Source organism: Acidovorax sp. (genome assembly GCF_046339755.1).
Classification (GTDB): Bacteria; Pseudomonadota; Gammaproteobacteria; order Burkholderiales; family Burkholderiaceae_C; genus Acidovorax.
This window is the reverse complement of the sequence record NZ_JBKDTZ010000135.1, coordinates 1-26,322: the sequence shown is the minus strand read 5'-3', so window position 1 is coordinate 26,322 and position 26,322 is coordinate 1. Positions and strand designations below refer to the sequence as shown.

At 68.9% G+C, this 26,322-nt stretch carries 26 protein-coding genes and 1 pseudogene; 19 read left to right on the top strand and 8 right to left on the bottom strand.

The genetic code is table 11. The annotated features are described in order from the left end of the window. Positions 1-54: 54 nt before the first annotated feature. Positions 55-1,635 carry an MFS transporter gene (locus tag ACK59X_RS10995; protein ID WP_409957321.1) on the bottom strand — a complete coding sequence of 527 codons (1,581 nt, stop codon included), beginning with the start codon at positions 1,633-1,635 and terminating at the stop codon, positions 55-57. Between the two features lie 143 nt (positions 1,636-1,778). Next, positions 1,779-2,321: a MarR family winged helix-turn-helix transcriptional regulator gene (locus ACK59X_RS10990; protein ID WP_409957362.1), complete on the bottom strand. Its 543-nt coding sequence runs from the start codon at positions 2,319-2,321 to the stop codon at positions 1,779-1,781. Between the two features lie 100 nt (positions 2,322-2,421). Between ACK59X_RS10990 and ACK59X_RS10985 the strand changes: the two genes are divergently transcribed. Both ACK59X_RS10985 and ACK59X_RS10980 read left to right on the top strand, forming a co-directional pair. Continuing rightward, positions 2,422-3,375, top strand: coding sequence for a tripartite tricarboxylate transporter substrate-binding protein (locus ACK59X_RS10985; RefSeq protein ID WP_409957319.1), 954 nt, complete (start codon positions 2,422-2,424; stop codon positions 3,373-3,375). A 10-nt stretch (positions 3,376-3,385) separates the two neighbouring features. Next, positions 3,386-4,717, top strand: a complete 1,332-nt coding sequence (locus ACK59X_RS10980) for a sulfatase (protein WP_409957318.1) — start codon at positions 3,386-3,388, stop codon at positions 4,715-4,717. A gap of 6 nt (positions 4,718-4,723) precedes the next feature. Here ACK59X_RS10980 and paaN read toward each other — a convergent pair whose 3' ends face one another. Next, positions 4,724-6,397, bottom strand: a complete 1,674-nt coding sequence (paaN, locus tag ACK59X_RS10975) for a phenylacetic acid degradation protein PaaN (protein ID WP_409957316.1) — start codon at positions 6,395-6,397, stop codon at positions 4,724-4,726. A 143-nt stretch (positions 6,398-6,540) separates the two neighbouring features. On the opposite strand from paaN, the gene ACK59X_RS10970 reads away from it, so the two are divergent. The 14 genes from ACK59X_RS10970 to ACK59X_RS10905 all read left to right on the top strand — a co-directional run bounded on the left by ACK59X_RS10970 (position 6,541) and on the right by ACK59X_RS10905 (position 20,112). Further along, the gene (locus ACK59X_RS10970) at positions 6,541-7,344 is read left to right on the top strand and encodes an enoyl-CoA hydratase-related protein (protein WP_409957315.1); all 804 of its coding nucleotides are present in this window, start codon (positions 6,541-6,543) and stop codon (positions 7,342-7,344) included. Between the two features lie 13 nt (positions 7,345-7,357). After that, on the top strand, positions 7,358-7,825 hold the full coding sequence (paaI, locus tag ACK59X_RS10965) for a hydroxyphenylacetyl-CoA thioesterase PaaI (RefSeq protein ID WP_409957313.1): 468 nt from the start codon (positions 7,358-7,360) through the stop codon (positions 7,823-7,825). A 27-nt stretch (positions 7,826-7,852) separates the two neighbouring features. Then, positions 7,853-9,160, top strand: a complete 1,308-nt coding sequence (gene paaK, locus ACK59X_RS10960; protein ID WP_409957311.1) for a phenylacetate--CoA ligase PaaK — start codon at positions 7,853-7,855, stop codon at positions 9,158-9,160. Positions 9,161-9,193: 33 nt separating this feature from the next. Then, positions 9,194-10,201 carry a 1,2-phenylacetyl-CoA epoxidase subunit PaaA gene (paaA, locus tag ACK59X_RS10955; protein WP_409957309.1) on the top strand — a complete coding sequence of 336 codons (1,008 nt, stop codon included), beginning with the start codon at positions 9,194-9,196 and terminating at the stop codon, positions 10,199-10,201. 25 nt (positions 10,202-10,226) lie between these two features. Further along, positions 10,227-10,556 carry a 1,2-phenylacetyl-CoA epoxidase subunit PaaB gene (gene paaB / locus ACK59X_RS10950; protein ID WP_186457925.1) on the top strand — a complete coding sequence of 110 codons (330 nt, stop codon included), beginning with the start codon at positions 10,227-10,229 and terminating at the stop codon, positions 10,554-10,556. An 11-nt stretch (positions 10,557-10,567) separates the two neighbouring features. Continuing rightward, positions 10,568-11,344, top strand: a complete 777-nt coding sequence (gene paaC / locus ACK59X_RS10945; protein WP_409957307.1) for a 1,2-phenylacetyl-CoA epoxidase subunit PaaC — start codon at positions 10,568-10,570, stop codon at positions 11,342-11,344. A gap of 14 nt (positions 11,345-11,358) precedes the next feature. Continuing rightward, positions 11,359-11,883 (top strand): 1,2-phenylacetyl-CoA epoxidase subunit PaaD, encoded by a 525-nt coding sequence (paaD, locus tag ACK59X_RS10940; protein WP_409957305.1) that lies wholly within the window; start codon positions 11,359-11,361, stop codon positions 11,881-11,883. 25 nt (positions 11,884-11,908) lie between these two features. Continuing rightward, entirely contained in the window at positions 11,909-12,994 is a 1,086-nt protein-coding gene (paaE, locus tag ACK59X_RS10935; protein WP_409957303.1) for a 1,2-phenylacetyl-CoA epoxidase subunit PaaE, read from the top strand. A 137-nt stretch (positions 12,995-13,131) separates the two neighbouring features. Then, complete coding sequence (locus ACK59X_RS10930; protein ID WP_409957301.1) at positions 13,132-13,761, top strand: TetR/AcrR family transcriptional regulator; 630 nt, start codon at positions 13,132-13,134, stop codon at positions 13,759-13,761. A 116-nt stretch (positions 13,762-13,877) separates the two neighbouring features. Next, the gene (locus ACK59X_RS10925; RefSeq protein ID WP_409957300.1) at positions 13,878-15,035 is read left to right on the top strand and encodes an ABC transporter substrate-binding protein; all 1,158 of its coding nucleotides are present in this window, start codon (positions 13,878-13,880) and stop codon (positions 15,033-15,035) included. 111 nt (positions 15,036-15,146) lie between these two features. Beyond that, positions 15,147-16,175: a branched-chain amino acid ABC transporter permease gene (locus ACK59X_RS10920; protein ID WP_409957299.1), complete on the top strand. Its 1,029-nt coding sequence runs from the start codon at positions 15,147-15,149 to the stop codon at positions 16,173-16,175. After that, a complete protein-coding gene (locus tag ACK59X_RS10915) occupies positions 16,172-18,082 on the top strand; it encodes an ABC transporter permease subunit (RefSeq protein WP_409957297.1) in 1,911 nt (636 codons plus the stop codon). Before ACK59X_RS10920 ends, ACK59X_RS10915 begins: the two co-directional genes overlap by 4 nt. Further along, positions 18,079-18,828: an ABC transporter ATP-binding protein gene (locus tag ACK59X_RS10910; RefSeq protein ID WP_409957295.1), complete on the top strand. Its 750-nt coding sequence runs from the start codon at positions 18,079-18,081 to the stop codon at positions 18,826-18,828. Before ACK59X_RS10915 ends, ACK59X_RS10910 begins: the two co-directional genes overlap by 4 nt. Positions 18,829-18,948: 120 nt before the next feature. Then, a complete protein-coding gene (locus ACK59X_RS10905; RefSeq protein WP_409957293.1) occupies positions 18,949-20,112 on the top strand; it encodes an ABC transporter substrate-binding protein in 1,164 nt (387 codons plus the stop codon). 5 nt (positions 20,113-20,117) lie between these two features. Here ACK59X_RS10905 and ACK59X_RS10900 read toward each other — a convergent pair whose 3' ends face one another. Further along, on the bottom strand, positions 20,118-21,023 hold the full coding sequence (locus ACK59X_RS10900; protein WP_409957291.1) for a LysR family transcriptional regulator: 906 nt from the start codon (positions 21,021-21,023) through the stop codon (positions 20,118-20,120). Between the two features lie 259 nt (positions 21,024-21,282). Here ACK59X_RS10900 and ACK59X_RS10895 point away from each other — a divergent pair, with 259 nt between their 5' ends. From ACK59X_RS10895 to ACK59X_RS10885, 3 genes are read left to right on the top strand one after another with little or no spacing between them, the layout of a single operon-like run. After that, a complete protein-coding gene (locus ACK59X_RS10895) occupies positions 21,283-22,269 on the top strand; it encodes a TerC family protein (protein ID WP_409957289.1) in 987 nt (328 codons plus the stop codon). Positions 22,270-22,284: 15 nt separating this feature from the next. Continuing rightward, positions 22,285-22,449, top strand: a complete 165-nt coding sequence (locus ACK59X_RS10890) for a hypothetical protein (RefSeq protein ID WP_409957287.1) — start codon at positions 22,285-22,287, stop codon at positions 22,447-22,449. A 13-nt stretch (positions 22,450-22,462) separates the two neighbouring features. After that, the gene (locus ACK59X_RS10885; RefSeq protein ID WP_409957285.1) at positions 22,463-23,020 is read left to right on the top strand and encodes a DUF2062 domain-containing protein; all 558 of its coding nucleotides are present in this window, start codon (positions 22,463-22,465) and stop codon (positions 23,018-23,020) included. Between the two features lie 9 nt (positions 23,021-23,029). Here the strand turns inward: ACK59X_RS10885 and ACK59X_RS10880 are convergent, their stop codons facing one another. From ACK59X_RS10880 to ACK59X_RS10865, 4 genes and pseudogenes are all read right to left on the bottom strand, one after another. Continuing rightward, positions 23,030-23,998 carry a Bug family tripartite tricarboxylate transporter substrate binding protein gene (locus tag ACK59X_RS10880; RefSeq protein WP_409957283.1) on the bottom strand — a complete coding sequence of 323 codons (969 nt, stop codon included), beginning with the start codon at positions 23,996-23,998 and terminating at the stop codon, positions 23,030-23,032. A 113-nt stretch (positions 23,999-24,111) separates the two neighbouring features. Next, the gene (locus tag ACK59X_RS10875) at positions 24,112-24,363 is read right to left on the bottom strand and encodes a DUF2783 domain-containing protein (RefSeq protein ID WP_409957281.1); all 252 of its coding nucleotides are present in this window, start codon (positions 24,361-24,363) and stop codon (positions 24,112-24,114) included. Between the two features lie 16 nt (positions 24,364-24,379). Further along, a complete protein-coding gene (locus ACK59X_RS10870) occupies positions 24,380-26,068 on the bottom strand; it encodes an FAD-dependent oxidoreductase (protein ID WP_409957279.1) in 1,689 nt (562 codons plus the stop codon). 22 nt (positions 26,069-26,090) lie between these two features. Beyond that, positions 26,091-26,322 (bottom strand): annotated as a pseudogene (locus tag ACK59X_RS10865) (MBL fold metallo-hydrolase); the annotation flags it as partial.

Sequence of the window (26,322 nt, the reverse complement as noted above, 5' to 3'; positions counted from 1 at the left end):
GCCGGGCATTGTCCCCGACCGGCGCATCCTGCCGGCGCCGGCATCCGTATGCGGTCAGCGCTCCGCAATGTAATGCGACATGCGCACCACCTCGCCGGGCGCCAGGAAGGCGCGCACCTCGGTCTCCAGCGCCTGGTCGGCCATGGTGGCACGCGCGCGCTGGTGCAGGTAGTCGGCCCAGGACTCGACGATGAAGCGCTCCACATAGCGTGTGGGGTCGCCCAGGTCCTTGTACACGCGCCAGAAGGTCGCGCCATCGCGCCGGCGCGGCGCCTTCATGCGGCTGATGGTGTCCAGGAAGGCGGTATCCGAGCCTTCTGCGATGCGGTAGCTCACCTCCACGGCCACCGGGCCGGCCTCGGGCAGGGGCTCGGCCTCGATGAACAGCTCGTCCCAGGGCGTGGCCTGGGTCACCTCATGCAGGGCACCCATGCGCAGCGGCATGGGGCGCGCGAGCAGCAGGCCGACCCCCATGCAGGCAGCTGCGGCCACCAGGGTAGGCGCCAGTCCCACGATGTCCGAGGCCGCACCCCAGATGGCCGAACCCATGGCGAAAGCGCCCAGCGCGGTCACCATGTGCATGGCCACCGCGCGCGAGCGCACCCAGGGCGGCGCGCTGGCCTGCGTGGCGGTGTTGAAGGTGGACATGGCCGACATCCAGGCCGCGCCGCCAAGCATCATCGCCAGGTAGACCACGATGGCGTTGCGCGAGAACGCGGCCACCAGCATGGCGCCCGCGAACACCTCGCAGGCCACGTTGACGATGACTTCCAGCCCGAAGCGCGCGCGCAGCTTGCCGATGACCAGGCCCACGGCCACGGCGCCCGTGCCCAGGCAGCCCATGAGCAGGCCGAAACCCTGGGCCCCCGCGCCCAGCTGGCGCTGGGCGATCACCGGCAGCAGCGCCCACAGGGCCGAGCCGGCGGCGCTGAAGGCCGTCACCCGCACCAGCTGCGCCAGGATCATGGGCGAATGCCAGGCAAAGCGCAGCCCGCTCAGGGTGCCGCCCCACAGGCGCTCAGCCGGCAGCCGGGTGGGCGCATGCGGGCGCGGCGGCCAGCGGCGGATGGACTCCCACATCACCAGGGTGGTGACCGCCGCGATGGCGAACACCCAGCCCGCCCCGAGTTGCGCGAACACCAGACCGGCCAAGGTGGGGCCCACGGCGCGCGCGGCGTTGTAGGCGATGCTCACCGCGGTGATGGCCTGCGGCCACTCGTCGCGCGGCACCGGGTCGATGACCGAGGAATTCCAGGCCGGCGTGAGCACCGCCGTGCAGCAGCCGCACACGAACACCAGGAACAGCACCGAGGCCGGCCCGCCCTTGCCAAGCAGCACCAGCAGCGCGAGCAGGCTGCAGGCGGCGATCTGCGCGATCAACGCCCCGGAGATGAGCCGGCGCCGGTCCGTGGTGTCGGCCAGCACACCGGCCGGCAGCGCCAGCAAAAACATGGGCATGAACACGGCCGTCTGCACCAGGGCGGCGAGGAAGGACGAACCCGACAGCTCCACCATCAGCCAGGCGGCCGCCATGGTCTGCATGCCGCTGCCGATGAAGAACACCCCGCCGCAGATCCACAGGCCCCGGAATGCAGGTTGGCGCAAAGGGCTCCAGAGCGAGTTGGCGGAGGACATGGGTGGCGTGGGGGCGTATCGTGTCGATGGGAAGAAAGGGCGCGCACAGCGCCCTGCCGCCACAGGATAGCGGCACCGGCCAGCTTGCGGTACGCCAAAGTCCGTTTTTCCTGTACGGCGGCCAATGGCGTGTGGGGTGGCTGCTACTCCGGGTGGCGCCCGCCGCGCAGCCGGTAAGTGCGCGGCACGTCGGTGCGGGTGGCCACCAGCGCCTCGGCCTGGCGCTGCATGTGGGCCAGGCTGGCGTCCAGCGTGTCGAGCGCCTGGGCATCCAGCCCGGTCAGCAGGGCCTGGTTGAGCGCCTTGATCTGCGGGAACAGGGCGTCGTGCACCACTTGGCCAGCCGGGGTGAGCATGAGCTGCACCTGGCGCCGGTCCCCGGGCATGGCCTCGCGCGTGATGAGCTTCTTGCCCAGCAGCGAGGTGACTGCGCGCGAGGTGCGCGCCCGGTCCAGCCCCAGGCGCTCGGCCAGCTCGGCCGGTGGCATGCCGGGGCGCTCGGCCAGCCACATCAGCAGGCCCCATTCGCGCCGGGTGATGCCGTAGCCGCCCTCGCACAGCCGCACCACCAGGCTGCCGGCCACGGCCAGCAGGCGGTTGAGCCGGTACATCAGCAGGTGCCGGGCGGCCTCGGGGTCGGCCAGCCGCAGCGGGTCATCGTCGGGTGCGGGCATCAGGGTAAACACGGGCAAGGATTGTTTAGATCAATCGATTGTGGCCCTTCTACAGTGCGCCATTCCTTCTATCGATATCCATTCATTCCTTCATCCATTCGGGAGCATCGCCATGTGGAAACCCCTCGCCACCGTGATCACCGCCGTGCTGGCGCTCTCGGCCACGCTGGCCCAGGCCCAGGAGGCGCCGCTGCGCATCATCGTCGGCTATGCGCCCGGCGGCTCCAGCGACCGCGTGGCCCGCATCGTGGCCGACAAGCTGCAGGCCAAGCTAGGCTCGCCCGTGATCGTGGAAAACCGCACCGGCGCCGGCGGCCGCCTCTCGGCCCAGGCCGTCAAGAGCGCCCCGGCCAACCAGCCCGCGCTGCTGCTGGCCAACCCGGCCGTGATGCTGGTCGCGCCGCTGGTGTTCCCCGACGCCGGCTATGACGCAGAGCGCGACTTCCGCCCCGTGAGCCACGTCAACAGCTACGAGTTCGGCGTGGCCGTCTCCGCCGCTGTGCCGGTGCGCGAACTGCCCCACCTGATCGCCTGGCTGCGCGCCAACCTCGACAAGGCCAACTTCGGCGTGCCCGCCACGGGCAGCCTGCCGCACTTTTTCGGCCTCATGGTCGGCGATGCCGCCAAGGTCAACGCCGAGGTGGTCGGCTACCGCGGCTCGGCCCAGCTGCTCAACGACCTGATCGTCGGCCAGGTGCCCGTGGCCTTCGACACCTTCGACACCCTGCTGCCCCAGCACGAGGCGGGCAAGATCCGCATCCTCGCCGTGTCCGGCGCCAGGCGCAGCCCGCTCGATGCCAAGATCCCCACCTTCAAGGAAGGCGGCCTGGACCTGGCCGCCACGGGCTGGAACACCTTCTTCGCGCCCATGAGCATGCCCAAGGCCCAGGCCGAGCGCCTGGCCGGCCTGATCCACGAAGTGATGAAGGATCCCGACACCCGCCGCAAGTTCGAGGCCGCCAAGATGGAGCCCGTGGCCGCCACCATGGCCCAGACCGAGGCCATGCTCAAGGCCTACCGTGCCCAGTGGGCGCCCGTGGTGCAGCGTTCGGGCTTCAAACCCTGAGGTGCCTTCGATGAGCCATCCACGCCCCAACATCATCTTCATCGTCGCCGACGACCTGGGCTACGCCGACCTGGGCTGCTACGGCGGGCGCGAGGCCGCCTTCGGCCCGGTCTCGCCTGTGCTCGACGGCCTGGCCGCGCAGGGCCTCAAGCTCACCCAGGGCTATTCGAACTCGCCCGTGTGCTCGCCCACCCGCTTCGGGCTGATGACGGCGCGCTACCAGTACCGCCTGCGCGGCGCGGCCGAAGAACCCATCAACAGCAAGAGCCGGGGCAGCAGCACGCTGGGCTTGCCGCCCTCGCACCCCACGCTGCCCTCGCTGCTGCGCGCCGGCGGCTACCGCACGGCGCTCATGGGCAAATGGCACCTGGGCTACCCGCCGGCCTTCGGGCCGCTGCAGTCGGGCTACGAGGAGTTTTTCGGCCCCATGTCGGGCGGGGTGGACTACTTCACGCACTGCAGTTCCGCCGGCCACCACGACCTGTACCTGGGAGAGGCCGAAAAGCAGGAGGACGGCTACCTCACCGACCTGATCACCGAGCATGCGCTCGACTTCGTGGAGCGCATGGCCCCCGGCGCCCAGGCCGGCACGCCCTTCTTCCTGAGCCTGCACTACACGGCTCCCCACTGGCCCTGGGAGACGCGCGACGATGCGGCCCTGGCCGAGGAGGTGAAGAACAACCTATTCCATCTGCACGGCGGCAACATCGAGACCTACCGCCGCATGATCCACCACATGGACGAAGGCATCGGCCGCATCATGGAGGCGCTTGCCCGCCACGGCGTGGACCGCGACACGCTGGTGGTCTTCACCAGCGACAACGGCGGCGAGCGCTTCTCGGACAACTGGCCCCTGGTGGGCGGCAAGATGGACCTGACCGAGGGCGGCATCCGCGTGCCGTGGATCGCCCACTGGCCCGCGGTGATCGCCCCGGGCGGCGAAAGCGCGCACAGTTGCATGACCATGGACTGGTCCGCCACGATGCTCGACGCGGCGGGTGTGCAGGCTGATGTGGACTACCAGCTGGACGGCGTCTCGCTGATGCCGCTGCTGCGCAATGCGGAGTGGGAGTGCGAGCGCCCCCTGTTCTGGCGCATGAACCACCGCGGCCAGCGCGCCATGCGCCTGGGCGAGTGGAAGTACCTGCGCGTGGACGGCAACGACTACCTTTTCAATCTGGCCGACGACGAGCGCGAACGCGCCAACCGCGCCCAGGTGGACCCGGAGCGCCTGGCGTCCATGCGCGCGGCATGGGAGGCGTGGAACGCCACCATGCCGGCCATCCCCGAAGACGCCACGGTAAGCCTTGGTTATTCAATCAAGGACATGCCACAGCGATAGTCCGCTCTACTGTGCAGCCGGCGCGGCCACGTGCTCGCGCCGCTGCACGATCACGAAGCGGTCGGCCACGAAGGCCAGGTTGGTGTAGCTGGCATTGGCGGCCGGGTTGCCGCCCGTGGCGTGGTAGTCCGAGAACGAGGCCGACTGGTTCACGAACACGCCCTGTGTGAGGTTGATCGACAAGGCCACGCGCGTGCGCCGGCCCAGGGTGATGGCGGCGTCGATGTAGGCGCGGTCGGTGGAATACACGCCCAGCGTCAGCGCGCCGTGCGCGCGCAGCGTGGCCTCGGCCACCTGCAGGCTGGCGGCGGCCGAATCGGTCGCCACCAGGTAGGACACGGGGCCGAAGCATTCCTCGCCATAGATGGCGCTGTCGGCCTGCTCCAGCGCCACGATCACAGGCGTGTGGATCTGCGCGTTGGCGAACTCGGGGTGGGGCAGGGCGCGCGAGGCCAGCACCAGGCGGCCCTTGCCCGCGGCCTGCTGCATGCGCGCCACGGTCTCGGGCGAGCCCACGGCGCCCAGCACCGAGGTGGCCACGCGCGGGTTCGAGGCCAGCTCGGTCACCGCGGCGGCGAGGTCCGCGCCCACCTGCTCGAAGCTCTTGTGCCCTTCGTCGGTGGCAATGCCGTCGCGCGGCACCAGGATGTTCTGCGTGGTGGTGCACATCTGGCCGCTGTACAGCGACAGCGTGAACGCCAGGTTGCGCATCAGCGCCGCGTACTGGTCGGTGGATTCGATGATCACCGTGTTCACGCCGGCCATCTCGGCATACACGCGCGCCTGGCGGGCGTTGTCGATGAGCCAGCGGCCGAACTGGTTGCTCCCCGTGAAATCGATGCTGGCCACCGCGCTGTGCGTGGCCAGGGCCTGCGTGCTTTCGGGCCGGGGGCTCAGCGCCAGGGTCACGGTGTTCGGGTCCAGCCCCTGCTCGGCCAGCACCTCGCGCAGGATGTTCACCGAGATCGCGGCCGGCAGCACGGCGTTGGGGTGGGGTTTGACGATGACCGGGTTGCCCGTGGCCAGCGCGGCGAACAGGCCGGGGTAGGTGTTCCAGGTGGGGAAGGTGGCGCAGCCCACCACCAGCGCGATGCCGCGGCCCACGATCTCGTAGTGCTTGCGCATCACCAGCGCGGGGTTCTTGCCCTGGGGCTTGTCCCACAGCGCTTCACCGGGCATGTCGGCCATGGCTTTCCAGGCGTAGGCGATGGCTTCGAGCGCGCGGTCCTGTGCGTGCGGGCCGCCGGCCTGGAACGCCATCATCGGGCCCTGGCCGGTCGTCAGCATCACGGCGTGCGCGATCTCGTGGCTGCGGCGGTGGATGCGCATGAGCGCCTCCAGCAGCACGCCCACGCGGCCCTGTGCGCCCAGCGCCTGCCAGGCGGGCTCGGCCGCCTGGGCGGCTTCCACCAGGGCCTGCACATCGCAGTCGGGGTAGCGCACATCCAGCGCCACGCCATAGGGCGAGCGCTCGGTCGCCAGCCGGCCCTGCTCGCCGGGCTGCTGCAGGGCAAAGTCCTTGCCCAAGAGGGCATTCACGGCCGCCTGGCCGTCGGCCTGTCCGGTCTCGCCATAGACCTTGGGCGAGGGCGATTCGGGGAAGGGCGTCCAGTGGCCACGGGTGGCCAGGGCGTCGAGGGCTCCCTCCAGGAGGGCACGGTGGGTTGCGAACAGGGTCATCAATTTGTCTCCGCTAGGGTTTGCCCTGATGGGTTTGACTTGCATCAGGATTCGGGAAAGTTTATTCTCTACCGAACGGTCGGTCAATAATGTTTGCGATCAATCAAAACAGGTTTTCCCCACCTCGATAGGCAGGAGCATCCATGTCTGAACCCCTGGTCCTTGTGACGCAGTCGGGCGCCGTGCAAACGCTGGCGCTCAACCGGCCCGCAGCGCTCAACAGCTTCACGGCCGAGTTGCATGCCCAGCTGCTGGCCGCGCTCGAAGCCGCCGCCGCCAACGCCGACGTGCGCTGCGTGGTACTCACAGGCACGGGCCGGGCCTTCTGCGCCGGCCAGGACCTGGCCGACCCGGCCGTGGCGCCCGACCTCACGCCCGGCGCCGCAACCAAGGACCTGGGCGGCGTGATCGACAAGCTCTACGGCCCCCTGTGCCTGCGCATCCGCAGCATGCCCATCCCGGTGCTGGCCGCCGTCAATGGCGTCGCCGCAGGCGCGGGTGCCAACCTGGCGCTCTCGTGCGACCTGGTGCTGGCCGCGCGCTCGGCCAGCTTCATCCAGGCCTTCACCAAGATCGGCCTCGTGCCCGACACCGGCGGCACCTGGCTGCTGCCGCGCCTGGTGGGCCGCGCCCAGGCCCTGGGCCTGGCGCTGCTGGGCGACAAGCTGCCCGCAGCCGACGCCGAGCGCCTGGGCCTCATCTGGCGCTGCGTGGACGACGCAGCCCTGCAGGACGAAGCCCAGGCCCTGGCCCAGCGCCTGGCCGCCATGCCCGTCAAGGCCCTGGTCGCCACGCGCAACGCCATGGACGCCGCCGCGCAGATGGACTACGGCCAGGCCCTGGCGCAGGAGGCGACTTTGCAGCGCACGCTGGGCGCCTCCGCCGACTACCGCGAGGGGGTCGAGGCCTTCATCGGCAAGCGCGCCCCCGTCTTCAAAGACCGCTGAACCCCGCATCCCAATGGACTCCACCATCGCTTCCATGGACCCCCAGGCCATCGCCGAGCACGTGCGCACCGGCATGCTCGCCAACGACCGCGCCACGCAGGGCCTGGGCATCGCCATCACCGCCATCGCACCAGGGCAGGCCACGCTCGAGATGACCGTGCGCGCCGACATGCTCAACGGCTTCGACATCTGCCACGGCGGCTTCATCACCACGCTGGCCGATTCGGCGTTCGCCTTCTCGTGCAATGCGCGCAACGACATGACCGTGGCCTCCGGCCTGTCCATCGACTTCCTGGCGCCTGCGCGCGAGGGCGACCGCCTCACCGCCGTGGCCACCGAGGTCTCGCTCGCCGGCCGCACCGGCGTGTACGACGTGAACGTGCACAACCAGCGCGGCGAGGCCATCGCCGTGTTCCGCGGTCGCTCGTACTGCATGAAGGGCAAGCACACCGTGCCGCTTGCCGATGACGCCGGCCGCTGACCCCACACACCATTACAGGAGACATCCATGGCCGTGCGCCACCCCGCCCCAGGCGACCTGGAGCCCATCGAAACCGCCAGCCGCGACGAGGTCCAGGCCCTGCAGCTGCAGCGCCTGCGCTGGACGCTGCAGCACGCCTACGACAACGTGCCGCATTACAAGAAGGCCTTCGACGCCAAGGGCGTACATCCGGGAGACCTGAAACAGCTGTCCGACCTCTCGAAGTTCCCCTTCACGGTCAAGAAGGACCTGCGCGAGAACTACCCTTTCGGCATGTTCGCCGTGCCGCGCGAAAAGGTGGCGCGCATCCACGCCTCCTCGGGCACCACGGGCAAGCCCACGGTGGTGGGCTACAGCCTCAAGGACATCGACACCTGGGCCGACCTGGTGGCGCGCTCCATCCGCGCGGCCGGCGGCCGCGCGGGCGATCTGATCCACGTGGCCTACGGCTACGGCCTGTTCACGGGCGGCCTGGGCGCGCACTACGGTGCCGAGCGCGCGGGTTGCACGGTGATTCCCATGTCCGGCGGCCAGACCGAAAAGCAGGTGCAGCTGATCCGCGACTTCGGGCCCAGCATCATCATGGTGACGCCGTCGTACATGCAGGTCATCAACGAGGAGTTCGTGCGCCAGGGAATGGACCCGCGCGAGAGCTCGCTCCAGGTCGGCATCTTCGGGGCCGAGCCCTGGACCGAGGCCATGCGCCGCGAGATCGAGACCAAGGCCGGCATCGACGCGGTGGACATCTATGGCCTGTCCGAAGTGATGGGCCCGGGCGTGGCCAGCGAGTGCATCGAGAGCAAGGACGGCCCGGTGGTCTGGGAAGACCATTTCTACCCCGAGATCATCGACCCCGAGACGGGCGAGGTCCTGCCCGACGGCGAAGAGGGCGAGCTCGTCTTCACCTCGCTGAGCAAGGAGGCGCTGCCCATCATCCGCTACCGCACGCGCGACCTCACGCGCCTGCTGCCGCCCACCTCGCGCGCCTTCCGCCGCATGGGCAAGATCGTGGGCCGCTCGGACGACATGCTCATCATTCGCGGCGTCAACGTGTTCCCCACGCAGATCGAAGAGATCGTGCTGCAGAACCAGAAGCTCTCGGGCCAGTACCAGATCCTGGTGGCGCGCGACGGCAACCTCGACCAGGTGACCGTGCGCTGCGAGCTGCAGCCCGGCGTGGCCGACGGCGAGCGCCACGAACTCACCGGCTGGGTGCAGCACCGCATCAAGACCCTGGTGGGCATCACCTGCCAGGTCGAAGTGCTGGCCACCGACTCCATCGAACGCACGCTGGTGGGCAAGGCCCGCCGCGTGATCGACCAGCGCGCGCGCTGAAGCCGCGCACACCCGCACGAAAGGAAGTAAACCATGTACACCCAGGCCATGGACACCATGGGCAAGGAAGCCGGCGACGGCAAGGCCCTGCGCAGCGCAGAGGAGATGCAGCGCCAGGAGGCCTTCGACGCGCGCATCGACGCGGGCGAATTCATCGACGCGAAGGACTGGATGCCCGAGCACTACCGCAAGACCTTGCTGCGCCAGATCAGCCAGCACGCGCACTCGGAGATCGTCGGCATGCTGCCCGAGGGCAACTGGATCACGCGCGCGCCCACGCTCAAGCGCAAGGCCATCCTGCTGGCCAAGGTGCAGGACGAGGGCGGCCACGGCCTGTACCTGTATGCCGCGGCCGAGACGCTGGGCACCTCGCGCGACCAGATGCTGGATGCCCTGCACACCGGGCGCGCCAAGTACAGCTCCATCTTCAACTACCCCACGCTGACCTGGGCCGACATGGGCACCATCGGCTGGCTGGTCGATGGCGCGGCCATCATGAACCAGGTGCCGATCTGCCGCTGCTCGTACGCGCCCTACGCGCGCGCCATGGTGCGCATCTGCCGCGAAGAGAGCTTCCACCAGCGCCAGGGCTACGACGCACTGCTCACCATGATGCAGCAGGGCACCGACGCCCAGCGCGCCATGGTGCAGGACGCGGTCAACCGCTGGTGGTGGCCTTCCATCATGATGTTCGGCCCGCCCGACGACCAGTCGCCCAATTCCGCGCAGTCCATGCGCTGGGGCATCAAGCGCGTCTCCAACGACACGCTGCGCCAGAAGTTCATCGACGCCACGGTCGAGCAGGCCCGCGTGCTCGGCGTGACCCTGCCCGACCCTGATTTGAAGTGGAACGAGGAGCGCCAGGCGCACGACTACGGTGCCATCGACTGGGCCGAGTTCTGGCGCGTGATCGGTGGCGACGGCCCCTGCAACGAAGAGCGCCTGGGCGCCCGCGTCAAGGCCTGGGAAGAAGGCGCCTGGGTGCGCGAAGCCGCCCTGGCCCATGCCGCCAAGCACGCCCCGGTGCGCGCCGCCGCCTGATTTCCTTGAGATCCGAGATTTCCCCATGACGACCCCATCCTCTCCCTCCACCCCCGCCGCCGATCCCGCCATGGCCACCGAATGGCCGCTGTGGGAAGTCTTCGTGCGCAGCAAGGCCGGCCTGGACCACAAGCACTGCGGCAGCCTGCACGCGGCCGATCCGCGCATGGCCATCCAGCTGGCGCGCGACGTCTACACCCGCCGCCAGGAAGGCACCAGCGTCTGGGTCGTGCGCTCCGACCAGATCGTGGCCAGCGACCCGGGCGAAAAGTCCATGTACTTCGACCCCGCGCAGGACAAGGTCTACCGCCACCCCACCTTCTACGTGCTGCCCGAGTCCGTGGACCACATGTGAGCGCCGCCGCCATGCAAGCCACCAGCATCCATACCAGCCACGACCCGGCCGTGCAATACCTGCTGCGCATCGGCGACACCTGCCTCATCCTGGCCCAGCGCCTGGGTGAATGGTGCGGCCACGGCCCCGTTCTCGAAGAAGACATCGCCCTGTCCAACATGGCGCTCGACCTCGTGGGCCAGGCGCGCGCCGTGCTCACCCGGGCCGGCCAGCTCGAAGGCCGCGGCCACGACGAGGACCAATTGGCCTTTCTGCGCGATGAGCGCGACTACCGCAATGTGACCCTGGTGGAGCTGCCGCGCGGCGACTTCGCCTTCACCATGGTGCGCAACGCCATGGTGGCCACCCTGCTCAAGCAGCTGTGGGAACGCCTGCTCAGCTCCAGCGACACGGAGCTGGCCGCCATCGCGGGCAAGGCCGTCAAGGAAGCGCGCTACCACCAGCAGCACGCGGCCGACTGGGTGGTGCGCCTGGGTGACGGCACGGCCGAATCGCGCCGCCGCACCGAAGCGGCCTTGAAGGCCCTGTGGCGCTACACGCCCGAGCTGTTCGCCGCCGATGCGGTGGACGAAGCCGCCCACGCCACCGGCCTGGGCCCGCGCTGGGCCGACCTCCAGGACGCCTGGAGCGGCGAGATGGCGCAGATCCTGGCTGCGGCCAGCCTGGCCACGCCCAAGGAGTCTGCCTTCCTCAGTACCGGCAAGCAGGGCGTGCACAGCGAGCACATGGGCTTCATCCTGACCGAGATGCAGTACCTGCATCGCAGCTTCCCAGGTGGGGTGTGGTGATGATGGCCGAGGCCATGGCTCCCGCTGAAACTGCCGACGCGCGCATCGCCCGCGCGTGGGCGGTGCTCGACGGCGTGCCCGACCCCGAGGTGCCCGCGGTCTCCGTGTGCGACCTGGGTATCGTGCGCGACGTGCGCCTGGCGGGCGATGGCCTGGAGATCGTGCTTACCCCCACCTATTCGGGCTGCCCGGCCACCGAGGCCATCGAGCACGACGTGCTCGCCGCCATCGAGGCCGCCGGCCTGGGCCCGGCCCACGCCACCTTGCAGCGCGCCCCGGCCTGGACTACCGAGTGGATCACCGAGCGCGGCCGTGCCCGCCTGCTGGCCTACGGCATCGCGCCGCCCGGCCCGCTGCCGCCGGGCACCGAGGTGCCGCTGCGCTTCATGCCGCGCGCTGCGGCCGCACCGGCCCTGGCCTGCCCGCGCTGCGGCAGCCTGCAGACCGAGCGGCTCTCGGCCTTCGGCTCCACGGCCTGCAAGGCGCTGTACCGCTGCATGGCCTGCCGCGAGCCGTTCGAACATTTCAAGCCGCTGTGACGGCCGCCCACCACAAGACACCGACATGAGCGTCATCTTCCATCCCCTGCGCGTGCGCGCCATCGAGCCCGATACGGCCGAGGCCGTGATCGTCTCCTTCGACGTGCCACCCGAGCTGCGCGAGGTCTTCGGCTTCACCCAGGGCCAGTACCTCACCCTGCGCACCGACATCGGCGGCCAGGACCTGCGCCGCTCGTACTCCATCTGCGCCGGCGTGGACGACGCCGAGCTGCGCGTGGGTGTGCGCAAGGTCAACGGCGGTGTGTTCTCCAACTGGATCAATGCGCAGCTTCGGGTGGGCGATACCCTGCAGGTCATGGCGCCGCAGGGCCGCTTCTTCGTGCCCATCAAGCCCCAGGCGCAGCGCCACTACCTGGGCATCGCGGGCGGCAGCGGCATCACGCCCATCCTGTCCATCATGAAGACGGTGCTCGCGCGCGAGCCCGGTAGCCGCTTCACGCTGATCTACGGCAACCGCACGCTGCAGTCCACCATGTTCAAGGAGGAGATCGAAGACCTCAAGAACCGCTACCTCACGCGCCTGGTGCTGCACCACGTGTTCTCGGCCGAGCAGACCGACGCACCGCTGAACATGGGCTTCGTCAACCGCGAGAAGCTGGCCGAATTCCTGGGTGCGCTGATCCCCGCGCAGAAGATCGACGAGGCCTTCATCTGCGGCCCCTTCCAGATGAACGACGAGGCCGAGGCCGCGCTGCTGGCAGGCGGCGTGCCGGCCGAGCGCATCCACGTGGAGCGCTTCGGCGTGGCCTTGCCGGCCGGCGGGCAGGTGGGCGCAGTGGTGCACGAGGCGCTGCCGGGCGACGCCAAGGCCTCCCGCATCGCCATCGTGCGCGATGGCCTGCGGCGCGAGTTCCCGTTCTCGGGCGAGCAGGCCAGCATCCTCGATGCCGCCTCGGCCGCCGGGCTGGAGGTGCCGTTCTCGTGCACCTCGGGCGTGTGCGGCACCTGCCGCGCCAAGTGCGTGGAGGGCGAGGTGCGCATGGAGCGCAACTTCGCGCTCGACAAGAGCGAGGTGGCCGCCGGCTTCGTGCTCACCTGCCAGTGCCGGCCGCTGTCCGAGCACGTGGTGCTGTCCTTCGACGAGCGCTGATGCAAGCGACCCAGGCATCCACCGCTGTACACGGCATTCTGTTCCGTGGGAAAAGCAGCGCGTGTGTGCCTTCGGCGCGCCGGCATGCGGCAAGATGGCGGCCCTTCACTTCTGCATGCAACAAAGGAATTCCATCCATGGCCCGAGGACGATCCCCCGGCTACGACGACCAGCGCGAGATGATCCTGCGCCATGCCGCCGAACTGTTCGCGCGCCGGGGCTATCCCGCGACGTCGATGAACGAGGTGGCCGAGGCCTGCGGCCTGTCCAAGCCCACGCTCTACCACTACTTTCGCGACAAATACAACCTGCTCGTGCACATTGCCGATGGCCATGTCTCGCGCCTGCAGGCGCTGGTGGAGGAGGTCGAGGGCCAGCAGCTCGCACCCGAGGCCCGGCTGCGCGAGCTGATCCACCGCTTCGTCGAGGAATACGCCGAGGCCCAGCACGCCCACCGGGTGCTGACCGAGGACGTGCGCTTCCTGCAGCCCGAAGACAGCGAACGCATTCTGGGCAAGGAGCGCGCCGTGGTGGCCGTGTTCGCCCAGGCACTGGCGCAACTGCGCCCCGACACCGATGCGGCCGGCCTGACCAAGGCCCTGACCATGCTGCTGTTCGGCATGATCAACTGGATGTTCACCTGGCTCCGGCCCGACGGGGAACTCGACTACGAGACCATGGCTCCGATCGTTGCGGATCTGTTCTTTGGTGGATTTCCTGCCGTGCAAATGCCCATTGAACTGGCCCAAAGGCCTGCGCGTCCATGACAATGGCGGCGCAGCTTTACCGCATACCCGATACCGGCCGACAAGAGCCGGACCAGCGCTGAATGGTTCCTCAGCGCTGGCACCACCATCCTTTCTTTTCCACAGGAGACAACCGCATGAAGAAATCCCGTTTTGCCCCCCTCGCGCTGGTGGCCGTTGCCGCCGCCATGGCCTGCGGCGCCGCCCTGGCCGACATCACCGTCGGCGTCACGGTCTCGGCCACCGGCCCGGCCGCCTCGCTCGGCATTCCCGAGAAGAACACCGTGGCCCTGATGCCGCGCACCATCGGCGGCCAGAAGGTCAACTACATCGTGCTCGACGACGCCTCGGACACGACCACCGCCGTGAGCAACACGCGCAAGCTCATCAGCGAAAGCAAGGTCGACATCATCCTGGGATCGAGCACCACGCCCAACTCGCTGGCCATGATCGACGTGGTGGCCGAAGCCCAGACGCCCATGATCTCCATGGCCGCCTCGGCGCGCATCGTCGAGCCCATGGACGCCAAGAAGAAGTGGGTCTTCAAGACCCCGCAGAACGACATCATGATGTCCCTGGCCATCGTGGACCACATGGCCAATGCGGGCGTCAAGAGCGTGGCCTTCATCGGCTTCTCGGACGCGTACGGCGAAGGCTGGTACCAGGAGTTCACCAAGGCCGCCGCCATCAAGAAGATCCAGATCGTCGCCAACGAGCGCTACGCGCGCACCGACACCTCGGTGACCGGCCAGACGCTGAAGATGATCTCGGCCAAGCCCGACGCGGTGCTGATCGCCGGCTCCGGCACACCGGCCGCGCTGCCGCAGAAGGCGCTCAAGGAGCGCGGTTTCACGGGCAAGGTCTACCAGACCCACGGCGTGGCCAATGCCGACTTCCTGCGCGTGGGCGGCAAGGATGTGGAAGGCACCTTCCTGCCATCCGGTCCGGTGCTCGTGGCCGCGCAGCTGCCCGCCTCGCACCCCGTGAAGAAATCCGCCATGGCCTACGTCACGGCCTATGAAGCCGCCAACGGCAAGGACAGCGTCTCCACCTTCGGCGCCCATGGCTGGGATTCGGGCGTGCTGATGGCCGCCGCCGTGCCCGTGGCCCTGAAGAAGGCCAAGCCCGGCACCGTGGAATTCCGCACGGCCCTGCGCGATGCGCTCGAGCAGATCAAGGAAGTGCCCGGCGCCCACGGCATCTTCAACATGTCCGAGAACGACCACCTGGGCCTGGACCAGCGCGCACGCGTGATGGTCAAGATCGAAAACGGCACCTGGAAGTACCAGCCCTGACCGAGCGCAGCGAGGTCTGATGCCGCAGGTGCGGGGGCGGCGGGCGTATGAAGCGCCCGCTGCCTGCGCAGCCCTGCGGCATGCCTGCCTTCAATAGACAGAAAGCTGAATATGGATATGCAGATCGCCCTGCTCTTGGGGCAGGACGGCATTGTCAATGGCGCCATCTATGGACTGATGGCGCTGGCGCTGGTGCTGGTTTTTTCCGTGACCCGGGTGATCTTCATCCCCCAGGGCGAGTTCGTGGCCTTCGGGGCGCTGACCATGGCCATGATGCAGGGCGGGCGCATTCCCGGCACGCTGTGGCTGCTGCTGGGCATGGCCGTCGTGGTGCTGGCGGTGGAAGCAGTGCGCTACCAGCGCGGCAGCCCCGTGAACTGGCCCGCCACCGTGGTCTGGTGCCTGGTGCTGCCGCTCATTGCCGCGGGGCTGATCATCGGCCTACGCCCCACTTCGCTGGGCATGCAGGCGCTCACCACGCTGATCCTGATCACGCCCATGGGGCCGTTGCTGTACCGCCTGGCCTACCGCCCGCTCGCCGATGCCACGGTGCTGATGCTGCTCATCGTCTCGGTGGCGCTGCATGGCGTGCTCGTGGGCCTGGGCCTGTTGTTCTTCGGTGCCGAGGGACAGCGCACGCCGCCGTTCTCGGAGGCGCGCTTCGACCTTGGCGGCATCCCCATCTCGGGCCAGTCGCTCGTGGTGCTGGGCGTCACGCTGGCGCTGGTGATGCTGCTGTTTTTGTTCTTCGGCCGCTCCATGGTGGGCAAGGCGCTGCGCGCCACGGCCCTCAACCGCGTAGGTGCGCGCCTCATGGGCATTCCCACCGAACTCTCGGGCGACGTGAGCTTTGCCCTGGCCGCGCTGATCGGCGCAGTCTCGGGCCTCTTGATCGCCCCGCTCACCACCGTGTACTACGACACGGGGTTCCTGATCGGCCTCAAGGGCTTCGTCGCGGCCATCGTCGGCGGCCTGGGCAGCTACCCCATGGCGCTGCTCGGCGCGCTCATCGTGGGCCAGCTGGAGGCCTTCGCATCGTTCTGGGCCAGTGCCTACAAGGAGGTTCTCGTGTTCACCCTGATCGTCCCCGTGCTGTGGTGGCGTTCGCTCAACAGCCGCCATGTGGAGGATGAGGAATGAGCGCGCCCTACAAAACCGACCTGGCCGCCGGCGCACCGGTAGCCACTGCTTCGCGCGGTATCGCCACGCGCACCCAGCTCACGCTGGCCGCCGTCGCGCTGCTGGCCCTGTGCTGGGGCTGGCTGCCCGACTTCACCGTGGTCACGCTCAGCTACATCGGCCTGTACGCCATCGTCGCGGCCGGCCTGGTCATGCTCACCGGCGTGGGCGGCATGACCTCCTTCGGCCAGGCCGCCTTCGTGGGCGTCGGCGCCTATGCCACGGCCTGGATCTGCACCGCACCGGCCTCGGTGCAGGCACTCTCGGGCGTGGTGGGCATGGCGGGCATGCCCTGGGTGGGCCTGGTGCTGGGCCTTCTGATCACCTTCGCCGTGGCCTGGGGCCTGGGCTCGGTCACGCTCAAGCTCTCGGGCCACTACCTGCCGCTGTGCACCATCGCCTGGGGCCTGTCGCTGTACTACCTGTTCGGCAACATGGAGTTCCTGGGCGGGCAGACCGGCATCACCGGCATTCCGCCGCTGGTCGTGGCGGGCTTCTCGCTGGCCTCGCCGCGCGCCATCGGCGTGCTCATATGGGCCGTGCTGCTGGTGGCCCTGTGGCTGCTGCACAACCTGCTCGATTCGCGCGAGGGCCGCGCCATCCGCGCGCTCAAGGGTGGGCGGGTGATGGCCGAGTCCATGGGCGTGGACACGGCGCACTACCGCATCAAGCTCTTCGTGCTGGCGGCCCTGCTCGCCGCCATTTCGGGTTGGCTGTATGCGCACCTGCAGCGCTTCGTCAGCCCCACGCCTTTCAACCTCAACATCGGCATCGAGTACCTGTTCATGGCCGTGGTCGGCGGTGCCGGCCACCTCTGGGGCGCGGTGCTGGGCGCCACGCTGATCGCCTTGCTCAAGGAGAAGCTGCAGGACGTACTGCCCTCGCTGCTGGGCACCAGCGGCAACTTCGAGGTCATCGTCTTCGGCCTGCTCATGGTCTTCGTGCTGCAGCGCTTTGCCGACGGCCTGTGGCCCACGCTGCAGCGCCTGGGCGAGCGCTGGCTGCGCCGCGAGGCGCCGCGCGCCGTGCGCGAGGCGGCGCCGCTCGTCCAGCGCACGCTGCCGGCGGCAGGCACCGTGCTGCTGCAGGCGCGCAATGTGACCAAGCGCTTCGGCGGCCTGGTCGCCAACAACAACGTCTCCATGGACGTGAAGGCCGGCGAGGTGCATGCCCTGATCGGCCCCAACGGCGCGGGCAAGAGCACCTTCTTCAACATGATCTCGGGCGTGGACGATGCGACCGAGGGCGAGGTGCGCCTGATGGACCAGGCCATGCTGCGCCGCCCCTCGCGCGCCTTTGCCAGGCTGGGCATGGCGCGCACCTTCCAGCATGTGCGCCTCTTGGGCCAGCGCAGCGTGGTCGAGAACGTCGCCCTGGGCGCGCACCAGCGCGCCCACCGCGGCTGGATCGCCTCCATGCTGCGCCTGGACCGCGCCGAAGAAGCCGCCCTGCTGGCCGAAGCCCGCCGCCAGATCGAGCGCTGCGGCCTGGGCGCGCATGCCGACACCCCCGCTGCCTCGCTGGCCCTGGGCCAGCAGCGCATCGTCGAGATCGCGCGCGCCCTGGCCGGCCAGCCGGCCATCCTGCTGCTCGACGAGCCGGCCGCCGGCCTGCGCCACCTGGAAAAGAAGGCCCTGGCCGACCTGCTGCGCCAGCTGCGCGCCGAGGGCCTGGGCATCCTGGTGGTGGAGCACGACATGGAATTCGTGATGAACCTGGCCGACCGCATCACCGTGCTGGAGTTCGGCACCGTGATCGCCGAGGGCACACCCGCACAGGTGCAGAGCAACCAGCGCGTGCTCGACGCCTACCTGGGCGGCGCCGACGACGACCTGCCTGCCGCTGCACCCGAAGGAGCCACCGCATGACCGCCTTGCTGCAACTGCAGGACCTGTCCGTGTCCTACGGCCCCGTGGAGGCCGTGCACCAGGTCCGCCTCGACGTGAACGAGGGGGAGATCGTCACCGTGATCGGCCCCAACGGCGCCGGCAAGACCACGCTGCTGTGCGCGGCCATGGGCCTCTTGCCTGCCACCGGTTCCATCACCCTGGCCGGCGCGCGCATCGCCCGTCCCAGCGGGGACGCCATGGTGGCGCGCGGTGTGGCCCTGGTGCCCGAAAAGCGCGAACTCTTCGGCGAGATGTCGGTGGAAGACAACCTGCTGCTCGGCGGCTTCTCGCGCTGGCGCAAGGGCCAGCGCGACCAGGCCCAGCGCATGGAAGAGGTCTTCGGCATCTTTCCGCGCCTGCGCGAGCGCCGCGCGCAACTGGCCTCCACGCTCTCGGGCGGCGAGCGCCAGATGCTGGCCATCGGCCGCGCGCTGATGGCGCGTCCGCGCCTGTTGATGCTCGACGAGCCTTCGTTGGGCCTGGCGCCGCTGATCGTGCGCGAGGTGCTGCAGGTCGTCTCCTCGCTGCGCCAGCACGGCGTGTCGGTGCTGCTGGTGGAGCAGAACGCGCGCGCCGCGCTGCGCGTGGCCGACCGGGCCTATGTGCTCGAGATGGGCGCCGTGGCGCTGACCGGGGCCGCGCAGGACCTGCTCAACGACCGCCGCATCATCGACACCTACCTGGGCATGGGAGGGGCTGCGCACGCAGCGGCCGAGGCCCACTGACACACCCGAGGACCGCCGTGTAACGCAGCGGCGATCTCCTCTCCACCCTTCCACAGCCGTCGCAGGCACCGGAAGGGTTTTTGCGTTGTGAAAAAGCATAAAGACGACAGGAGACAAGACATGGATGCAGGCGTTCCACCCCGTTTTTTGCGCAGGGATTTCCTGCGCTGGGGCGCGGCCCTGGGCCTGGCCGGCGGCCCGGCCTTCGCGCAGGACAGCGCAGGCGTGACCGACAGTGAGATCGTGATCGGCCAGTCCTGCCAACTGAGCGGCCCACTGGCTGCGCTCACCACCGAGGTGCGCCAGGGCGCGGCCCTGTACTTCGACCACGTCAACGCCGCGGGCGGTGTGCGCGGGCGCAAGATCCGCGTGGTCGCCATCGACGATGCCTACGACCCCAAGAAGGCCGCCGAGAACACGAAGAAGCTGATCGACGAGGACAAGGTGCTCGCGCTGTTCCAGTACGCCGGCACCCCGCCCGCGCTGGCCGCGCTGCCCATCGCCGAGGAGCGCGGCGTGCCCTTCATCGCGCCCTTCACCGGCTCGGACGGCCTGCGCCAGCCCGGCAGCCGCTACGTGTTCAACATCAAGGCCGGCTACGCGGCAGAGCTTGACGCCACGGTCAAGCAACTGGCCTCGGTAGGCATCTCGCGCATCGCCGCGGTCTACTTGAACAACCCCTTCGGCACGGGCGGCCTGGCCTCGGTCGAGAAGTCCGTGCAGGTCCACAAGGTGAACCTGGTGGCCAAGGCCCCGCTGGAGGTCGATGGCTCGAAGATGGCCGATGCGGTCGCCGCCGTTGCCAAGGAGTCGCCGCAGGCCATCATCGTGATCAGCGCCGGCAAGCCCAGCGTGGATTTCGTCGATGCCTACCTCAACGCGGGCCACCGCTCCACCTTCTACATGCTCTCGGTGATCAGCAACGCCCAGCTCGTCAAGGCGCTGGGCGAGCGCGCACGCGGCGTGGTGGTCTCGCAGGTGGTCCCTTCGCCCTGGAACCAGAGCATGCCGATCTCGCGCGAGTTCCAGACCCTGGCCAAGGCCAAGGGCATCACCGAGTACACCTTCAGCCAGATGGAGGGCTTCATCTCCGCCCGCTTCCTGGTCGAGGCGCTGCAGCGCGCCGGCGCCAAGCCCACGCGCGCCGGCCTGGTGCAGGCCATGGAGTCGATGAAGAGCGTGAACCTGGGCGGCTACCCGGTGGAGCTGGGGCCCGGCCAGCACAGCTCGGGCAAGTTCGTCGACCTGCTGATGATGGGCCGCGACGGCCGTTTCACGAAGTAGGCTTCTCAGGAGTTCAGCAGCGCGCCGCCCTCGGAGGATTCCAGCAGCCGCGTGAGCAGCGGGTGCATGACCTTGCGCGCGTTGTAGATCAGGTGGAACTGCTCCTGCACGTCGGGTGTGGTGCCCACGTGCACCAGGCCGTGCGTGCGCGCAAGGTGCCCGCCCACCGACTCCGGCGCCGGCATCACGCCCATGCCCGTGGCGGCAAAGGTGCTGAGCAGGGCACTGTCCTCGAACTCGCCCGCGATGCGCGGGCGGATGCGTTCGCGCTCCAGCCAGTGGTCGATGCGCGCGCGCATGGCCGCATGCTCGGTGGGCAGCAGCACGGGCACCACGGCCAGGCTCTGCGGAAACTGCTGCGCCGCGGCCTCGCCCCACACGGGCGGGGCGTACCAGGCCACGGCACTCGTGCCCAGCAGCTGGCTGGTGGTCTTGAGGGCCGGGTTGGGCGGTGCGGCGCGGTCGGCCAGCACCGCGTCGAGCTTGTGCAGCGCGAGCTCGCCCAGCAGCGGCTGGAACTCCCCTTCATGGCACAGCAGGCGCAGGTGCGGCTCGTCGAGCACGGGCGTGAGCAGCCGGTGCATGGCCAATTTGGCGATGCCGTCCGAGATGCCCAGGTTCAGCCGCAGCGTCTTGCCGCTGGCGGCCTCGCGCACGCGGTGGGTCAGCTGCTCGCCCAGGGCAAAGATCTGGTCGGCCTCGTGCAATGCCGCCACGCCGGCCTCGGTGAGCACCAGGCTGCGCCCCTCGGTGCGCAGCAGGCTGGTGCCCAGTGCCTGCTCGAGCAGGCGCACCTGCGCGCTGATGGTCTGCACGGCCATGTCCAGCCGCTCGGCGGCGCGCGCGATGCCGCCCTCCTTGGCGACCACCCAGAAGTAGTAGAGGTGGCGGTAGTTGAAGCTCTGGCTCATGGTCTGGGTTGTCCCAACGGTGAGAAGGGGTATCCGTAAAAAGGTTTTTGGTTCGTAAAAACCAGATGAATGGTATCGAAAAGGCAGGTTTTAAAGATGAAAGGACATCCCTACAGTGCGGGCTTGCCTTGAATTTCTCAGGAGTCCCCTCATGCACCCCACCGCCGTCCGCATTGCCCCCACCACCCCGATCCCGGGCCTGCCACCCCTGCCGCGTTCGCGGCGCTGACGCCGCTGCGCGAAGAAGGAGAACAACATCATGGAAACCATTGGAACCTGGTGGATGTGGGCGGGCTTTGCCGTCTTCGTGGTCGTTGCCATCGGCATCGACCTCTTGGTCATGGAGCGCCAGGGCGCGCACAAGGTCACGACCAAAGAGGCCCTGAAGTGGAGCGCCCTGTGGTTCAGCCTGGCCTTTGTGTTCGTGGCCGGCCTGTGGTGGTACCTGGACGGCAGCCAGGGCCGCGAGGTGGCCAACACCGTGTCGATGCAGTTCATCACCGGCTACCTGGTGGAGAAAAGCCTGTCCATCGACAACATCTTCGTGTTCCTGATGCTGTTCAGCTACTTCGCGGTACCGGCCCAGCACCAGAAGCGCGCGCTCATCATCGGCATCATCGGCGCCATCGTGCTGCGCACCCTGCTGATCCTGGCAGGCGCCTGGCTGCTGGCCTCGTTCCACTGGCTGCTCTACGTGTTCGGCGCCTTCCTGGTGTTCACCGGTGCCAAGATGTGGTTCGCCGCCGGCCAAGAGCCCGACATCGCTACCAACCCGGTGCTGCGCTTTTTGCGCAAGCGCATCCGCATCGCCGACGTGTTCGACGGCGAGAAGCTGACCACCACCATCAACGGCGTCAAGCATTACACGCCGCTGTTCGTGGTCCTGATCCTGATCGGCACCACGGACATCATCTTCGCGGTGGACAGCATCCCGGCCATCTTCGCGATCACCAGCGACCCGTTCATCGTGCTCACGGCCAATATCTTCGCCATCCTGGGCCTGCGTGCGCTGTACTTCCTGCTGGCCGACCTGGCCGACCGCTTCCACCTGCTGGCCTATGGCCTGGCCCTGGTGCTGGTGTTCATCGGCAGCAAGATGCTGCTCATCGACCTGGTGAAGATCCCGATCGGCTATGCCCTTCTGGTCACTGCGGGCCTGATCGCAGGCTCCATCATCCTGTCCCTGCGCAGCTCGGCGGGCAAGGCACATGGGCAGGAAGCCACGCCCCTGCCCCCCAAGCCCTGATGAAAGGACATTTCCATGGAACTGGGATTGATCGAGTCGGTGATGCTCACCATGCTCGTGGCCCTGGGCGGCACGGCCCTGCTGGCCTGGTGCCTGGGCAACGAGCGGCGCGACGTGGGCCTGCTCACGGCCCTGGCCACGCTGTGGGGCGTGGCCACCGCAGCTGCCTTCACCTGGTAAGCGGCGGGTGCAGATGCTGAACACCCTGCGCCGCAAGCTGCGCCACCTGGAGCCCAGCGTGCGCGACCTGCTGGGCCGCACGGCGCTGGCCGGCGCCGTGCCCTGGATGGAGCGGCATGCGCTGTTCCGCTTCCAGCGCGAACCGCTGGCACGCGGCGTGGCGGCGGGCCTGTTCTGCGGGCTGAGTCCCGGCCCGCTGCAACTGGTGGGGGCGGTCGGCGCTTGCGCCTGGCTGCGCGGCAATGTGGTGGCCGGTGCGGTCACCACTTTCTACACCAACCCCCTGACCACCGTGCCGCTCTACGTGCTGGCCTTCCAGGTGGGCTCGGCGGTGCTGCCGGGCGAGCAATCGCTGCCGCCCTTCAATGCCGATGGCCCGGCCGGCGCCTTGAGCGTGCAGGCCCTGGCCGAGTGGATGCAGGCGCTGGGTACGCCGCTGTTGGTCGGGCTGCCCGTGCTGGGCCTGGTGCTCGCGGCGCTGGGCTATGCGGCGGTGCAGGCCCTGTGGCTGGCCCCCGTGCTGCAGCGTGGGCGCCGCCTGCAGCGTGCGCGGGCCCAGCGCACGCCGTAAGCAGGCGGATCAGTCGAGCTTGACGCCCAGTTTGGTGATCACGCGGCCCCATTTTTCTCGCTCGGCCTTCGCATAGCTGCCCATCTGGGCCGGGGTGCCGGGCAAGGGCTCCACGCCCAGGGCCTGCAGCCGTGCGCGGGTGCGCGTGTCGGCCAGGGCCGTCTGCAGTGCCTTGCTGAACTGGGCCACGGTCTCGGTCGAGGTGCCCGTGGGGGCGACCAGCCCCTGCCAGGCATATCCCTCGAATCCCTGCAAGCCCTGCTCCTGAAGGGTGGGCACATCGGGCATGGTCGCCACGCGCTGCGGGCTGGCCACGCCGATGGCGCGCACCTTGTTCGTGGCCAGGAAGGGGTAGACCGTGGCGCTGTCGATCCACATCGCCGGCACCTGGCCGCCGATCACGTCCTGGATGGCCGGCGCCGCGCCGCGGTAGGGCACATGGGTGAGCGACAGGCCGCTCTGCTCGCGGAACAGCTCGCCCACCAGGTGGTGCGGGCTGCCCGGGCCGGCCGATGCCCAGTTCACGCCGTTCGCCTGGCCCTTGGCCCAGGCCGTGAACTCCTTGAGGTTTTTGGCGGGCACGTTGTTGGAGACCACCAGGAACATCGGAAAGCGCACCAGCAGGCCCACGGGCTGGAAGTCCTTCTCGGCGTTGTAGCTCAGTTTGCTGAACAGAAAGGGGTTGGCCGCCAGCGTGGCGAAGTCGGCCGAGAAGACCAGGTTGCCGAAGTCCTTGTGGCGCGCTGCATAGTCGGCCGCGATGTTGGTGCCCGCGCCGGGCTTGTTGTTGATGATGACCGGGCGGCCCAGGCTCGCGCCCATGGATTCGGCGATGGTGCGCGCCACGATGTCCGAGCCGCCACCCGCCGCATAGCCGACCACCCATTCGAGCGGTTTGGCGTCCTGGGCGTGCGCGTTCAGGGCAAAGGGCGTGAGGGCCAGGCCCGCAAGGGTGGCGAGGAAGTGTTTGCGCAGCATGGGATTTGTCTCCGGTTTTGAGGGTGTCGGGGTTGCAAAGAGGCACAGCGGCGCCGCAGGTCCCGTCTTTGCGGGACTTGCACGGCGGATGGTTCAAGAATGGTGCTGGGGTGTCAGGCCGCGGCGTGCACCGGGGCGACCGGCGTCACGGGCGCGAGGCCCGCGTTGCCGGCGGGCGCCTGGCTGCCGCGTGCAAACTGCAGTGCCTGCAGCAGCGTGGCCTGGTCGCCGATGTGGTTGGCCAGCAGCAGGATGAGGCGGGCGTTCATCGCATGGCTCTCGGGCGGGGTGAGACCATTGTGGCTGGCGATCAGGGACTCGTAGAAGTCGTCGCAGGCCTGCAGGTGGGGCTGGGTGTCGAGCATGCTCAGGGCTCCTTCGTCAGGCGGTTGCGAGGTTGGCGGTGGCGACTACGGGCTGGCGGCCGGCGGTTGCTTTCGCCAGCGCAGCGCGCACGGCGGTTTCATCCAGGCTGCGCCAGCGCGCGCACACATGCTGGTCGGGCCGCACCAGGTAGGCCGTGCCGGGCCGCGCGTCCAGGCGCTGCGTGAGCAGGCCCTGCGCGTCGACCAGGTCGCTGCCCACCTGCAGCAGCTTTACTTGGGGCAGGGCCGCTGCCCAGGCCGGCGCGGGGCGGAACACCAGCAGCGTAAAGTCCGGCCCCAGCGTGCGCAGCAGCCAGGTGCCCTGGCCGCCCTGTAGCACCGGTGCATCGAGCAGCACGGCGCCGGGCACCTGGGTGCCGGCAAAGGCATCGGCGTCGGGTGTGTTGAGCGCCGAGCCATGCCGCGTGGCCGGCACCGCCAGGCGCCCGCTGTTGACGATGCGGCGCGCAAACGGGTGCTCGCGCGCCAGCTGCAGCGCGGCATCGCGGAACAGGCGGCTGATCTCGCTCTTGGGCGTGATGAAGTCGGTGGCGCGGGTCGAGTTGGCAATGTTCTCGTCGGCCGCATACTCGCGCTCGGGGCCATAGGTGGCCAGCAATTCCTGGCCGGCGCGGCCGCGCAGCACCCAGTCGAGCTTCCAGGCCAGGTTCTCGGCGTCCTGCACGCCGCTGTTGGCGCCGCGCGCGCCGAAGGGCGAGACGCCATGCGCGCTGTCGCCGGCGAAGACCACGCGGCCGTGCACGAAGCGGTCCATGCGCAGGCAGGCAAAGGTGTAGACGCTGGCCCATTCGAGCTCGAACTGCGCATCCGGCCCCAGCAGCGCGCGCACGCGCGGCAGGATGTTCTCGGGCTTTTTTTCTTCCTCGGGGTCGGCGTTCCAGCCCAGCTGGAAGTCGATGCGCCAGACGTTGTCGGGCTGGCGGTGCAGCAGCACGCTCTGGTTGGGGTGGAAGGGCGGGTCGAACCAGAACCAGCGCTCGGTCGGAAAGTCCGTGCTGCCCGCCATCTTCACGTCGGCGATCAGAAAGCGGTCCTGGAAGATGCGGCCCTTGCTCTCCAGCCCCATCATCTGGCGCAGGGGCGAGCGCGAGCCGTCGCAGGCGGCGACCCACTGCGCGTCAATCCGGTACTCGCCCTCAGGGGTCTCGATGGTCAGCAATGCGCCATCGTCACGGGGCGCAATGCCCGCCACCTTGTTGCGCCAGCGCAGCTCGATGTTCGGCAATTGCAGCGCCCGCTCCACCAGGTAGGCCTCGGCGTAGTACTGCTGCAGGTTGATGAAGGCCGGGCGCTCGTGCCCCTCTTCGGGCAGCAGGTTGAACTCGTACAGCGGGGCGTCGTGGAAGAACACCTTGCCCACGTTCCATGACACGCCTTTGTCCACCATGCGCTGGCCCACGCCCAGGCGGTCCCAGATCTCCAGGGTGCGCTTGGCAAAGCAGATGGCACGCGAGCCGGTGGAAAGCTTGCAGTCGTTGTCCAGCACCACCACGCGCTGGCCGCGCTGGGCCAGGTCGATGGCCAGCGACAGGCCCACGGGGCCCGCGCCCACCACCACGACGGGGTGCTGCACAGGGTGGGCCGCATCCTGGTCAGGAGAGCGCTGGTAGGCAAACTCGATGGCCTGCACCTGGGCGCCGGTACCGTCGAAGGCGGGTGGTGCTGTCGTCGTGGCGGTTGTCATTCTTGTCTCCTCCGCTCCGGTCTCAGCCTTCCAGGGCTTTCCACATCTGCACATCGCGCTCGGCCGTCCAGATGCGCGGGTCCGGGTACTGCGTGGCCTCGTCGTAGGCCCGTGTCACGTCGAACGGCATGCAGTGGTTGAAGATCACCCAGTGCCCGTACTTGGGTTGCAGCTTCGCAAAGGTTGCCTCGTAGACCTTGCGCAGGTCCTCGCCCTTGGCGGCGCTTTCCTTCACGCTCTCGTACAGGTCGCTG